We start from the raw sequence: 14,364 nt of genomic DNA, 5'->3' as shown, positions 1-14,364 counted from the left end.
CCTCAAAGATGAATTGACGTGTTAATACGCAGTTTGTAGCTAAATTCTATAATTGTTTGAAAAGAACTTGCTTTATTCAATTATAAGTGAAGACAGAAACCCTCTGTATCCTGCATTTTTAGCATGTTATTTTTATAGTGTTTTTAATAGTGAATCTACAAAGAATTGTACTAATTCACCCTGTATTCTAAATACTTTAACAAGTTACCTTGCTTTATTTAAATCAGATATATAACAGTAAATTTATCTAGATGAAAATGTAAAATTTCTAATTGAGCAAACGCATCAATAGGGTCCCCCTCTCGTACTTCAGAGCGTAAATGCAGTACTGAATTACCATACTCAATGGATTAATCACAAATAATACAATGTAATTAAATTTACTGAGTACGTTTATGCGTTAATTAACTTAAATTGCAATGAAAGTACACTTAAATGTTATGAGCTCATATGGCGACTTTTTTTAAAAATATCATGGTTTTTTGATCGCCAAACAAATCAAATAAGGGCCGGAGATTCTGGGTTGTTAAAGGCTTTTACTTTGATCCTATTGCGGGTACAATAAAAAAGTAAATAAAAAGTTAATAGTGTTTTCGCAAATCTTATAGATAGTCAAATTCACGGCAATCCCTGAGTACACGCATTAAAGCACATGACTTCTGTTGATCCGAAATTCTTGTTACAAACATTTGTTATCAACAGCCTCTAATTAAAAATGAATAAAGGAAGAGTAATATGATGGGTAAAAAAAATATTATTAACAAATATAACGTCAACTGATTTAAGCACATTATTAAACATACTAAATAAGGAAACCTATAACGTATTTCACCTACTGCCGAAGCAACTCGAGACAGAACCCCCCTTCCTATTCGACCTAATTATTACAGGTACGGAGCACTTATCGATAAATAAAAAGCAAACCCCACTCTCTGATATAACAGAAAGGATTACGCACAAACAATTTATTACTCCACCTATCCTTGCATTAACTAATATAAACACAGACAACCGAACATGGTTATTTGAGCAAGGTATACATGATTATATTTTTACACCGATTATTGAGCCCGAGCTGTTGTTACGTGTCAAGTTAGCCTTGCTTTTTCAAAAGGAAGAGACAGCAATAACTGAATGCATGGCCTGTAGAGAAAAATCAAAACAGCTACTTTTACTAAAACATAACTTAAAACTTGATCCCATCTTCGCTTTAGCAGAAAAATCCGCATCGTACCTATTATCGGAAATGGCGAATGATATTTCAATATCAACACTTATTCGTCACATGGGCACAAATCGAAATAAGCTTTCTTTTGCTTTTAAAACCCACTATGGCGCCACCCCATTAAATTGGATTCGAGAGCAACGCATGCTGCATGCAGCACAGTTACTTACCTCTACAGATCAAACCATTTTAGCTATTTCCCACGCCGTGGGTTACCCAGATTCCAATAACTTTTCTACTGCGTTTAGAAGAAAATATCAATTATCCCCAGTGCAATATAGGCAAAAACAAAAAAGTCATCAAACAAAGAATACCATGCAAAGGGCAAAGGTATAAACACTAGGAGGTGGATAATGTTAACTCCTCTTCAAAAGCGCTGTAATTACTCAAAAGAGTTGAGAGATAAAAAGTACTTATAAAGAGAGTTCAAAAAATAGCGTGTGGTCTTTTAACAGCCGTTTTGGCTGTTATTAGTTCACATTTATAGAAGGTATAACGTAAATAAAGTCCACTAATGGACTTTAACACCATGTTATAGGTAATAAACAAAGCCTATTACAGATAAATTAAAAATAGATGTTGGAGAGAAATATGATTAGTGAAAATACTGTAGTAAATACGCAAATTATTGATGCAATTATTTTATATCACAGAAAAAAAATAGTGCCCGCAGGTGGTTTGGGTATTGTACTTAACGGTACGATTCTCGAAATTTCCTATGGTTATAATAATGTTCAAAAAGGCAAAATAGCAATGGATAGGAATCAATTTGAGATAACCCAAGTGACAAACTCGCATGGCAATTTAGTGAACTTGATAAGCTATAATCATTTCGGAAGCAATAAAACTAAACAAAAATATATCGATGCATTAAAAGATACTAACTTGAGCGATAGTAAAGAACATGTGTCTGCATTGATAATACTCACATCGGAATCTTGTAGATCACAAATGGTGTCTAGTGCCCTGACTATCCTCTTGAATAATGGACCAAACTTCGATGATGATGTCTGGGCTGGATTAGAGTTTGCTTTCAAGAATTATGGTTCTACTGCGAAACATATGGGGTTTAATATTCAGGCAGGGGGAGAGCCATGGTCATGGTTAAGTTCTTCCAATTACCTAAGCTACATTAAAAGTGACACATTTACGGGAGATAAAAAGGTAGCCACTGCCCGAATAAATGCTGTGGAGAAATACATTAATTCAAACTAATTCTGTTCCCCAACTACTTAAGCCGTGTAGCATAGTATTTAATTAACAAATCGATTGACCTTACATTAACCTACTGTTGCATATGATTTTTTCATCTTGGCGTCTAAGTAAGCACATTAAAAACTGGGAGACCGAAAATAATCCCATAACAAAACCTAAAGCCCATTAAAACGGGTTCTAGCTCAGGCAACTGAAGAAAGCCTATAACAATTAATGAGATCTAACAAATTATTGGAGACAAAAAATATGACTTACAGTTTTAAAGATGCAGCAAATGCAATGGTAATAGAAGAAATGGAATGTGGTGAAGGTAAAAGGATTCAATTTACACCTTTTTCATCTTGTCTTGGTGTGGTAAGTCGCAAAGGAGATCTACTAACAGGAATACATTTAGTAGAAGTTGACACACAAGGTCTATTTAATGATGAAAAGGCGAATGCAGTTAAAGACAAAATAAATGGTTGCGATGAATGGTTTTTTGTCGGATTTGTAACAGATTGGGCATCTGGTAATACAAAAGATCAAGTCGATATAATAAAGACTGTTCCAAAGCAAAAAAACTCTGTTGATTTAGGTGATGGGGTATACGGGGCAAAATGGGAATTTAATGAATTGGCCTATCTAAAAGCGCCAAAGTATTTGAAATTGTAATAATTTTTCGCCTGTAAGGTACGTATGGCTTGAGCAAAGTGCGTGCGTTTCGCTTAAGCCTATAAAAAAACTAAAACCTATTAAAATGGGCTTTAGCCCAATTGATAACTATAGTAATGAAGATCTAACTCCGAAGTATTGAGAGTAGATTTTCAATTAAACTATTTTAGCCATACTTAAATAGAAGGAACTACAATGAAAGATTATAAAGTCGTAGGATATTTCAATGGAAGTGTCACAGTAGATAGCGTGACAAAATGCATCGGTGGTTATACAGATGTTATATTTTCACTTTGGGTAAGCCCTGAACAGGGAGTTGCCGGCGCAGCTGTATCTGCGGTAAGTAACTCAGACATTATAAATTCAGTGAAGAAAGCGGGGAAAAAGTGTATTTTGGCTGCAGGCGGCTCAACTTACCTACCTGAAGTAGCAGATCTACAACATGCTAAAGAGTATGGAAAAGCCCTTGCCGAATACGCCCTAGCAAACGGTTTTGATGGGGTAGATTTAGATATTGAAAATATTCAAATGAATCAGCAGACCTTACAATGGTTGGCTGCTGTGACGAACGCAGTTGCCGGTGTCGCAACTGAAAAAAACCACGCTGCAAATATCTCACGCACCTCAGGCACCTTACTTTCATAAGTTCGAAGGCTATGCAAAACTTGAAGAGCTAACTGCTGGTAAAGTCGATTACTACAATATTTAATACTACAATCAGGGATCTTATGCTTATCAAGCATATGAAGATTTCAGCTCTATATTTGACATTGAATATCTAGGTGTAAGTAATGAAACATCAGTAAAAAGCATTATAACTCAAGACTCACCAAAGGTCCCCTTTGAGAAAGTGTTATTGGCAAACCTATCACTAAAGACGATGTCGGCAGTAGCAACAGTACTGGTTATATACCTACAGGTGCGTTAGTAGACATTTTGAATCAGGCTAAAGCACGAAAAATTCCATTTGGTGGGGTAATGGGCTGGAAAATTGATAGTGATATCTACGGAATTTGGGGTGAAACTCTGAATAAATGCTTAAATGGAAGTAAAGCCTAATAGCATCAAAAATATTGACATTAAAGCAATCAAAGTGAGGTCAAATAAAATTGCCATCACCTTTGCTGCTTTATACTTCCCTCTAATTTATTCTTATTTAATCAACTGATTATAAATAACCTTTAAAGTAGCTAGATTTAAACCTCAATACATAACCCTCCCATAATATCTATTTTATTTATCATTAAAAATGACGTAAGCAAAGAAAAAATAACCTCATATAAAGGTTTATTATTTCGATATTTATATCATTTATCTGGCGATATCGCATAAATAATATATAAATATGGAGAAAATATATGTTGCATTATCAATTACAACAACTACAAGCAGTACCGTTAGCGGCCAATATTACAGCTGCAATAGAGGAAGGAATAAATGGCATAACGGGATGGCACAATTTATTTCAACAACCCGCCTTTGCTGAATACCGAATTAAAGTCGTAACTACCGATCAATTGCTTGGCTTTAATGGCATAACAGTACCCAACCTATATCTGAATACGGCTAATAATATCGTTTACACAACGGCACTAGCTAGAAGGTTAGCTTTACTAGCTAATGATGTTGACCGCACCGATATGGTGATTTTTTTAAACTCAACCGAAATAAATAATAATACAAATCCTCAAAACTTTGCCCGTATTCTCGCTATGCATGAATGTTGTCATGGGTTAGGATTTCTAGGGCTATGTAATATAGTAAATAATGGCGCAGGTAATATTGGGCAATACTCAAGTGACAGCCTAATAGCTGCCATTCAACCATTATTAAATGGGCTGGTTGCTCATTATGCTCTTGCTGATATAGATGTTTTAATTCCATTTTGGAATGATCTTAACAATCCTATGAATCCAAATTCGGCAGTAAACCTCAATGGCCACCCGACAGTATTCTGTCAACTCTGGAATAATGCACCCGTCAACAATACACCATCGCTGGCTAATCGTTTGCGTGGTCTAAATAATGCTGGTCTACTAGCAGAGAGTTTTCAGCTTACAGCCGGTGGCGTTGCTTATGACATATTTACTCCGATCCCTTTTCTTCCCTTCACATCCGCAGACCACCTTCAAGCACATTATAATCACTGTTTAATGCGAGCAGGAGGTATTCCTGATCAACCCGGCGGTGTCGATGCTATTACCATGGCAATAATAAATCAGTTAGGCTGGTAGAAACCCACTTTATATTGACAATTTATTAACGAAAGTGAATAAATCAAAGAAAAGTGAATATCTAGCAAAGGTTTTAGTGTGTTATATGACCTAAATTAATTCCTGTGCTAAGCAAAACGCTCAAAGCATAAATAGTTATTAACTATAAATTTTTATTTAATAACTTAATACTCAAATAAATAAGAGAAATATAAAATGGCTCAAGAAAATATTAAATTAAACTTTATCAACCGTTCTAACGATATCAATAATAGTGAAGTCGTTATTTTTCAAAAAAACGTCGCGGAAACTTTTGACGAACTAGCTGTTGCTTGGCGAGTTATTCAAAATTGTGGCCGTAACGATAACCACCCTTTTAATTACCCGTTGCAATTTCAGGTCTGTGCAAGTGATTCATATGGTAACTATTCACCAGAATTTACTGCCTATGAAGGTCAATCCTTTGAAATGGTCAAAGATACCTCTGGTGATGTGTTGCAGCTATCGTCAACACCTGCAGTATCTCCACAGGAAGTTGAAATAAAAAACAATTTAAGTACTGGTGCTATGAATGGGAATATTTACCGTGATGGTAAACTACTGGCTGCGAAAACCAATATTGCACCGGGTCAAAAGGGGGTATTCCAATTTCAACCACGAATATTTATTGGTACTGCTTCTCAAATAGTCGAAGGAGACGTTATGAATTCGGCAATTATTCAGCAAATCAATACTGAGCTTAACCTTTTTGGTATTCAAAGTGCTGACATTGTGATGACTGGCGGTGGTTCAGGACCTAGTGCGACAGCATTTAGTTTTCATTTAGAAAATATTAATAAATAGCAGTATCATCCAAATGTTGTAGGCTATTTATTTAGCCTCAACATTTTCACACGCTAAAAAACTTACATTCATAAGGACAAATAACATGGCAAACGACCCAACTTTACAAATATGGCAATCTGGTGACTGGAGCAAACGTCCAAATTCGGAAGCCCCCTATAATGGTATCGAAATTTCCGGATTACCTGAGTACGATGAAAACGGCATGTTGGTATCAGTAGCTGTAACACTCACCGATTACACACTTAATAAACAAGGTGTTGCTAGTATTATTCCTGAACTAACCGTTTTTGCTGGTCGAGTTGATATTATTGCACCTATAGCGCAAACATCGCCACCTAGCTCTCCCCCTAAACCAAGTAGTGACTTCACTATAAAAGGCTGGGTCTCTCTTGAACCTTCTGGTGTTAATGTTTGCTTAAGGATCAATTTAAGCTACGGTTTAGAACACTTAATAAGAGAAGAAATTGGTTACGTAATGTGTTTTGATTTAACAGCCGTTTAGTAATTGCTGATACACCATCAGGATTAAGAATACTATGTTTACTGATATTTGCTCAGGGCAAACGGGTAAAAAACATACAAGTACTTTTTGATCATTTGACCGATCCTAATGATCGTGGTTTATAATAGTCTTTGCCTGTACAAAACATGAAAGAAACGACTATCAGCCAAGCTTTTAATCAACTAACCGATCCAAGAAACTCTGCCAGTGTCCGCCATCCACTTATTAATATTCTGAGTATCGCTATTTGCGCTATTATCAGCGGTTGCAATAATTTTAACGAGATAGAAGAATACGGAAAGTCAAAAGTAAAGTGGTTACGGAAATTTTTAGACCTGAAAAATGGTATTCCTAGTCATGACACTTTTAATGACGTACTCAATCGCCTCAACCCAACTGAATTTAATAGCGCATTTACCAAATGGGTCACTGAAATAAGTAAGAATAAAGAAGGAGTGATTGCTCTGGATGGTAAAGTAATGCGCCGTACATTAGATAAAGCCTCAGGTATGCCCGCAACTCACTTAGTCAGTGCATGGTCTGTTGAGAATAATTTTTGTTTAGGACAAGTTAAGGTTGCTGATAAATCGAATGAAATAACCGCTATCCCCATTTTGCTTGAGCTCCTTGACATAAAAGGAGCAACAATTACAACAGATGCCATGGGATGCCAGTATAAAATCGGTGAGCAAATAATCTCTAACGAGGGTAACTATGTGCTTGGACTTAAGGGGAATCAAGGGGAGATTTATGATGACGTTAAACTACATTTAGATACCCAGCTCAACACGCAATTTAAAAATATCCCACACAGCGTGCATCGTTCACTAAATGGTGATCACGGGCGAATAGAAAATAGAGAGGTTTGGTTAACGACAGAAGTAGATTGGTTGGTAGCACGACATCCACGATGGAAAAGCTTAAAAAGTATTGCCGTAATATGCTCAACACGAGAGGTAAATGGTGTAAGTTCGAATGAGAAGCGGTATTATCTTAGTAGCCATAAAGATAAAGACGCTGCATTTATTGCTGATGCTATCCGTAGTCATTGGCATGTGGAGAATAAATTACATTGGCAACTCGACGTTAGCTTTAATGAAGACCAAAACCGTTTACGCAGTGGGTATGCAGCTCAAAACATCGCGTTAATTAATAAAATAGCACTTAATCTATTGAAGAACGAAAAAAGTGCAAAGGTTGGAGTGAAAAGCAAGCGCTTGAAAGCGGGTTGGGATAATGTTTATATGATGAAAGTGCTAACCGTTGGGCTAACTGTATAAAATCAACCCGTTTGCCCTGGATATTTGCTTTACTAACATGTCAACCAATAATCATCGGCCTAGGGTAACGCTATTCCAGCGGAACCTATTTGGAAATATTAACCAAATGCTGGCATGGAAGGTGATAAACAACTGCAATTATCAGTGGACCCACCCTTTTCGTATAAATTGGGCCTATGAGTATCAATTATTCGACGCTTACGGCAACGTTAGCGCTATAAATTCTTTATCTGCAAATAATAAGCCCGATATGGGAAACGGTGGTATTGCTATAGACTACCAATCTGATCATGTTATTTTTCAAAAAACTATGGAGAATAAAGTTGAGGGTATTAACCTTATTAAGAATAAACGCATTATTGCCGCTCAAAAAATTGACTTTAATAACCAAGTAAAATTTGAGTTATCGACAACTATTTATATTTGTGCTGATTTAAGAGCTCAACAAGGTGGAATGATTCATCCTGGTGATTTAAACGTCAGTTTAAACAAGTTAGATATCTCCGAGAACAAGAAGGTCAACCTCATTATGCAAGGAGGACAACCTGGAGAATTTTCTAAACCGTTAAAATTTTTAATACGTTAATTGCGTATTAATTACTTGCAAAATATTTCTATTTTCTCTCTTTAAATATGCGATAAGCGAAATACCCATCATTACTTTTATAACAAAACGGGTGTGAAAAATCTTAAGGATAAACTGAAAATGAACAAGAATAGTACGATAATTGGTGTTTATATTGATTTACAAACAACCAGCCTTCAACTACATAATGTGTTATACCACTTGCACCTAAATGCAGCAGAAGTTAAAAATGCGACACTGCTTTTATTATTGGATCAGCCAAATGAGCAGCTTAAGCAAACTATTCAGCAATTGCCCTATTCAGTTATCGAATTAAACGCACAACAAAGCGGTCACGTGTATTACTTTAACCAGCTTATTGCACAACAAGCCGACTATTATGTATTTATAACCTGCGAGATGTTGCTAGCACCACATAGTCTTAAATTATTATTGTCGGAATTCACGTCAAACGAAAATATTGGCTTAGTAGGCCCTTCAAGCAATAATGCTTGGAATCAACAAAGTTTGTATCAGGATGAATCTCCTAAAAATATTAACTTATTGCTAAGAAGTCAAAAACTTCAGTATAAATTTAACCCTCTTTCAAATACAGAATCATTGTGTCCATTATTAGAGTCTTGTTTTGTACTCAATCAAGCCGTAATTAACACTATTGGTTATGCCGATGAAGATTTTAAAAATGGATTTTGTTGGGAAATAGACTACCAACAAAGGGCTATTGAGGCCGGATATGATGCTGTATGGGTAAAAAATGCCTACGCTCATAAATTCTACTTTACTGATAATACGAACAGAGACAAAACCTTCTTAGCAGACTCACGGTTGCTAAGCATGAAGACTGATAAATATTCAACTAAAGTAAAAGATTACTACTTGCCATCAAAACAATTGAATAAGGAAGATAAACCATTAATCTCCTGCATTATGCCAACGCAAGATAGAGCTAATTTTGTCAAACAGGCTATTGTCTACTTTTCACGACAAGATTACCCACATACCGAGTTGATCATTGTCTATGATACGCTAACAGACTTACCCACGGGTATTGAACAATTTAGTAATATTTATTGCATAAAATCACCAGAGAGATCCAGTATAGGCTACAAACGAAATATGGCAGTAAAACTTGCTTGTGGTCAGATTATTGTGCACTGGGACGATGATGATTGGTATGCCAACAACAGATTATCTGAACAAGCCAAGCCTATTTTACAAGGAGAAGCTGATATAACAGCCTTATATAATACTGCTTTTTTTAGCCCTTCTCGTTGGGAGGCATGGGAGACGAGTTCAGATTTATATAATGACATGTTTGTAAAAGGAGTGCATGGCGGTACATTGATGTATACACGTAAGTGTTTAGGTCACTCTCAATTTCTTGACATTTCACTTCGCGAAGATGCTGTGCTGTTGGAAGAGTTAATTAATAAAAAAGCACGTTTAGCAAAAATAGACGGCTGTAATTTATTTATATATTTACGTCATGATACCAATAGTTGGTCTTTTGAAAGTGGTCAGTTTAAAAACAAAAATGGTTGGATAAAGACTGATGTTTTTTCTTTATTGGCAAGCGATCTAACATTTTATCGTCAATATTATGAAGCAGTGAAAGAGGAAACTATTGCCCCATCACCGACAAAGCATCTTATTGGGGAGCAAAGCTCTTTACCCAAAGTATCTTGCATTATGCCAACCAAAAATAGAAAGCAATTTGTCGTCAAAGCAATCCAACATTTTTTAAAACAATCCTACAATAACAAGGAATTAATAATTGTCGATGATGGCAATGATCCTGTAGATAAACTCATACCTTCTAATATAAATAACATTAAATACTTAAAGCTGACGAATCCCCACAAAATAAAAATTAATGGTAGACTCTCATGATTATTTGTGATCAAATTTTTTCACTATAAAAAAACTCACTCATAATCATGAAAGCCACCGAAATATTACACAAAGATATTGCCATTGCCTACCCTGAAATTCATAAAACACGTTTAAATACAGTCTTTACGTTTGTTAACTCAGGCTTGCGTGACCAGCGCGTTACTGTCACTTACCTAGGCCGCGGATTAAAATCATTTTCTAATACCGATAAAAAACATGATATTAAACGCGCAGACCGTTTGATTGGTAATGCTAACCTGCATCAAGAACGTCTTTGTTTCTATGAACATATGACCGAATGCTTAGTAGGCCAGCAACAACACCCACTTATTATCGTTGACTGGTCACCTATTAATGGCGGCGAAATATTTCAAGTGCTCAGGGCAAGCATACCAATGGGGGGAAGAGCGTTAACGCTCTATGAAAAAGTGTATCCTGAAAGCGAATTAAATACCGAAGCGGCTCATCAACACTTACTCGATAGCTTGGCACAGTGTTTACCTGCAGATTGTCAGCCTATTATTTTATCTGATGCTATTTTTAGAACGCCATGGTTTAAAGCCATAGAAGATAAAGGCTGGTATTGGCTTGGGCGCGTCAGAGGCAATGTGACCTTATCTAGCGACCTTGAGACATGGCGAAATTGTAAATCATGGTTTGAGCAAGCAACAGATAAACCACACCTTCTGACACAGATTTACTACGGAAAAACAGTTCGTTTCGCGTGCCAAGGTGTTTTGTTTAGAGGGAAAAACAAGGGACGTAAAAAAATCAAAAAACGGGGTGGGCAATCTCAATGTACAACGGTTAAATACCAACAACAAAAGGCCAAAGAGCCTTGGCTACTTGTGTTTAATTTACCTACACAATTTACAGATAAGCCTCAACGGATTGTGACTTTATATAAACAACGTATGCAAATAGAAGAAAGTTTCAGAGACACTAAGAATGCAAAACTTGGCATTAGTTTAGCCTTTGCAAATTCAAGAAGCGCAGAAAGGTTTGATAATTTATTGCTCATAGCGGCGTTAATGTTGTTTGTCTTATGGTGCATAGGGTACACCGTGTCGGCACAACAAGGGGATGCGGCATTACAAGCGAATACAGAGAAAAAACGACGAGTATTGTCCTATATTTATCTTGGCAAAGAAGTGGTTGATGATCCTAGGTATGAGCCTGATGGGCAGTTCATTATTTATGTGTATAGCCAGTTGTCACTTCTGACTATACAAATTGATAATTTAGGCTAAATTCGTGGGGATCTCTCAGTACTTAAAGTTAAATTCACACCATTCTATAGGTAATAAACGTAATATCGCTAACGAACTCGCCAGTGGTGATGTCATTATTCACTGGGATGATGATGATTGGATGGCTAAAGACTGGATAGCTACACAAGTTCATGCTTTATTAAGCTCAAAAGGCGATATTACTGGGATAACCAATGTCTATTATTTCGATCCTAAAAAAAGACTGGCTTGGCTTTATTCTTACCCGCAATCAGAGCGGAATTGGGTATTAGGCGGCTCGCTTTGTTATTGGAAAAAGTTCTGGATCAATAATCAATTTAAACACCAAACAATAGGTGAGGATGCGGAATTTTTATGGACAAAAAATACAAAAAAAATTATTCCTCATCAAGAGTATTCAGGCTATGTAGGTTTTGTTCATAGTGATAACACCTCACCAAAAGACACTAGCAGTCATTATTGGACTAAAGTTGATCCACAGTATGTACAGGCATTAATGAGTAATGATAAATCTAGCTAACCTTAAGTTTCATGCATTAATTTTATAAAGTTCATATAGGGAATTAAAATATATTATGGATAACAATACTTCATTTGCAATAATGCCAATTGTTTCGGCCATAGACGACGGAGCATTCGGCCAGGAAATATTATTACGAAAATTTAACTCTATACCACTTGAAGTATTTAATCGTAATCCAGAACTATATACAGAGTTTTCATTTGAACTTCTCACTGAAATATTCAAAATTGATGCAACTAAAAATATCAGAACAGAAGCTGAGCTGCTATTTATAAACTTTACTGTAAAACAGTTCTTATCAGCTGCCACACTAGATTTTTTAACTACTGCGCATACAAAAAATACTAGGTTGCACAATATTGTTATCGAAATTACAGAACAAGAATTACTCTATAGCGATGTGCGTATACAAGAGCGAATATTACTTTTTAAACGCTTTGGTTGCCTGTTTGCCATTGACGATTTTGGAACTAAACATTCAAATTTTAAAAATGTCTTTGACCTTAACCCAAATTATATAAAGTTAGATGGTGACATGATTTTTCAGTATTGCCAAACCGATGTTTGTGATTCTGCGCTTGTTAAGTTAGTCGCTTTTTGTCATGAGCTAGGCGCTAAGGTTATAGCTGAGGGCGTTGAAAATATTGATATATATAAAAAAGTAAAAGATATGAATATAGATTATGTGCAAGGATATTATTTAGGAAAACCAGAGTTAATTCCCTCAATAAAATAGACTGAAAATGTACAACAATAATAAGGGGTGAAGCATTCATCCCTTATTATTGCTCCTAAACATTTACACGTACTGCCCGGCGGCAAATCCACAGCTCCATGCATATTGAAAATTATAGCCTCCAAGCCAACCCGTTACATCGGTTACTTCGCCAATAAAATAGAGGCCTTTGGCTTTTTTAGCCTCAAATGTTTTAGAGCTTAATTCATCGGTATCAACCCCCCCTAATGTAACCTCTGCGGTTCTATAGCCCTCGGTGCCATTAGGTTTAATTTGCCACGCATGAATATAAGCAGCTAGCGCATCTATTTGACTATGCGTCAGTTGGTTAATATTACAGTCGGGGAGCGCTTTACTGTCATGGAGTATTTCTATAAAGCGCTTGGGTAGGATAGTCGCTAGGCTATTTTTTAATGATTTTTGTGCTTGTGTTTCTCGCCAATCAGCTAGCTGTTGTTTTAAGTCTATTTCGGGCAATAAATTAATCGTCACCGCCTGTCCTGCTCGCCAAAATGAGCTTATTTGTAATATGGCAGGCCCCGATAAACCGCGGTGAGTAAATAAAATATTTTCTTTAAATACTGTGCCATCTTCGCTTGTCACTTCACAAGGAATACTAATACCTGAAAGCCCTTCAAAGCGCTCTTTATCGTGTTGATGTAAAGTAAAAGGGACTAAAGCCGCCATGGTGGGCAATACGTTCAGGCCAAACTGCTCTGCAATTTTATAACCTATTGGCGTAGCGCCAAGTTTAGGCATAGTTAACCCACCCGACGCAATCACTAGCGACTCACAGGTCAGTGTTTCTTGTTCAGTGGTCACACTATAGCCGGTGGCTGTTTTAGCAACATTTAATACTTCGCTGCGCAGCTTAATAGTAACGCCCGCCCATTCACATTCGGTTAGTAAAATATCAACGATGTCTTGTGCGCTATTATCACAAAATAATTGCCCCAATGTTTTATGGTGATATGCCAAACCATGGCGGTCGACAAGCTCTACAAAATCGTGCTGGGTATAACGGCTCAAACATGATTTAACAAAGTGTGGATTAGCACATAAATAATTACTCGGGCTGGCGTTTTCGTTAGTAAAATTACATCGCCCGCCACCACTAATTAAAATTTTACGGCCTGGCTTTTTACCCATATCAAGTACTGCAACGCTTCGGCCGCGGTATCCCGCTTGGGCTGCACACATTAAACCAGCGGCTCCTGCACCAATCACTATTACATCAAGGTGAGTCATTTAGTTATCTCTTTAAAACTTTTGCTAATTATAACAAAATTTTGATAACAACCAGATAGCTTTATATTGTTCTTAATTTATCAATAAAGACTAATTAATAATAAAAAAAACCTAATACATTAGAACCATTAATAATAAGAAATAAAATACAAAACAATTGAAAGCGCACTAAACACACGGTTATAACTAAATAAGA

General features: G+C 36.3%; 14 protein-coding genes. 13 read left to right on the top strand and 1 reads right to left on the bottom strand.

Annotated elements, in window-relative coordinates; translation table 11 throughout:
• Window positions 1–1,138 precede the first annotated feature (1,138 nt).
• From AC6H44_RS01690 to AC6H44_RS01630, 13 genes are all read left to right on the top strand, one after another.
• On the top strand, window positions 1,139–1,561 hold the full coding sequence (locus AC6H44_RS01690; RefSeq protein ID WP_500737101.1) for a helix-turn-helix domain-containing protein: 423 nt from the start codon (window positions 1,139–1,141) through the stop codon (window positions 1,559–1,561).
• A 255-nt stretch (window positions 1,562–1,816) separates the two neighbouring features.
• The gene (locus AC6H44_RS01685; protein WP_500737100.1) at window positions 1,817–2,440 is read left to right on the top strand and encodes a hypothetical protein; all 624 of its coding nucleotides are present in this window, start codon (window positions 1,817–1,819) and stop codon (window positions 2,438–2,440) included.
• Between the two features lie 246 nt (window positions 2,441–2,686).
• On the top strand, window positions 2,687–3,091 hold the full coding sequence (locus AC6H44_RS01680) for a hypothetical protein (protein ID WP_500737099.1): 405 nt from the start codon (window positions 2,687–2,689) through the stop codon (window positions 3,089–3,091).
• A gap of 195 nt (window positions 3,092–3,286) precedes the next feature.
• On the top strand, window positions 3,287–3,736 hold the full coding sequence (locus AC6H44_RS01675; RefSeq protein WP_500737098.1) for a glycoside hydrolase family 18 protein: 450 nt from the start codon (window positions 3,287–3,289) through the stop codon (window positions 3,734–3,736).
• Window positions 3,737–4,449: 713 nt separating this feature from the next.
• Window positions 4,450–5,325, top strand: coding sequence for a hypothetical protein (locus AC6H44_RS01670; RefSeq protein ID WP_500737096.1), 876 nt, complete (start codon window positions 4,450–4,452; stop codon window positions 5,323–5,325).
• A 195-nt stretch (window positions 5,326–5,520) separates the two neighbouring features.
• Window positions 5,521–6,147, top strand: coding sequence for a hypothetical protein (locus tag AC6H44_RS01665; protein ID WP_500737095.1), 627 nt, complete (start codon window positions 5,521–5,523; stop codon window positions 6,145–6,147).
• Between the two features lie 85 nt (window positions 6,148–6,232).
• Window positions 6,233–6,652 (top strand): hypothetical protein, encoded by a 420-nt coding sequence (locus AC6H44_RS01660; RefSeq protein ID WP_500737094.1) that lies wholly within the window; start codon window positions 6,233–6,235, stop codon window positions 6,650–6,652.
• Window positions 6,653–6,798: 146 nt separating this feature from the next.
• Window positions 6,799–7,932 carry an ISAs1 family transposase gene (locus AC6H44_RS01655; protein WP_500737093.1) on the top strand — a complete coding sequence of 378 codons (1,134 nt, stop codon included), beginning with the start codon at window positions 6,799–6,801 and terminating at the stop codon, window positions 7,930–7,932.
• Window positions 7,933–7,969: 37 nt separating this feature from the next.
• Window positions 7,970–8,518: a hypothetical protein gene (locus tag AC6H44_RS01650; RefSeq protein WP_500737092.1), complete on the top strand. Its 549-nt coding sequence runs from the start codon at window positions 7,970–7,972 to the stop codon at window positions 8,516–8,518.
• A 120-nt stretch (window positions 8,519–8,638) separates the two neighbouring features.
• Window positions 8,639–10,408, top strand: a complete 1,770-nt coding sequence (locus AC6H44_RS01645) for a glycosyltransferase (protein ID WP_500737090.1) — start codon at window positions 8,639–8,641, stop codon at window positions 10,406–10,408.
• A 47-nt stretch (window positions 10,409–10,455) separates the two neighbouring features.
• Window positions 10,456–11,661 carry an IS4 family transposase gene (locus AC6H44_RS01640; RefSeq protein WP_500735106.1) on the top strand — a complete coding sequence of 402 codons (1,206 nt, stop codon included), beginning with the start codon at window positions 10,456–10,458 and terminating at the stop codon, window positions 11,659–11,661.
• A 4-nt stretch (window positions 11,662–11,665) separates the two neighbouring features.
• Window positions 11,666–12,181: a glycosyltransferase gene (locus tag AC6H44_RS01635; RefSeq protein ID WP_500737089.1), complete on the top strand. Its 516-nt coding sequence runs from the start codon at window positions 11,666–11,668 to the stop codon at window positions 12,179–12,181.
• A gap of 55 nt (window positions 12,182–12,236) precedes the next feature.
• The gene (locus AC6H44_RS01630) at window positions 12,237–12,920 is read left to right on the top strand and encodes an EAL domain-containing protein (protein ID WP_500737088.1); all 684 of its coding nucleotides are present in this window, start codon (window positions 12,237–12,239) and stop codon (window positions 12,918–12,920) included.
• 63 nt (window positions 12,921–12,983) lie between these two features.
• Here AC6H44_RS01630 and AC6H44_RS01625 read toward each other — a convergent pair whose 3' ends face one another.
• Window positions 12,984–14,168: a BaiN/RdsA family NAD(P)/FAD-dependent oxidoreductase gene (locus tag AC6H44_RS01625; protein ID WP_500737087.1), complete on the bottom strand. Its 1,185-nt coding sequence runs from the start codon at window positions 14,166–14,168 to the stop codon at window positions 12,984–12,986.
• Window positions 14,169–14,364: the final 196 nt, after the last annotated feature.

It is taken from the genome of Pseudoalteromonas sp. TAP-3C (genome assembly GCF_059888565.1).
This window is presented reverse-complemented; position numbering and strand designations above follow the sequence as displayed.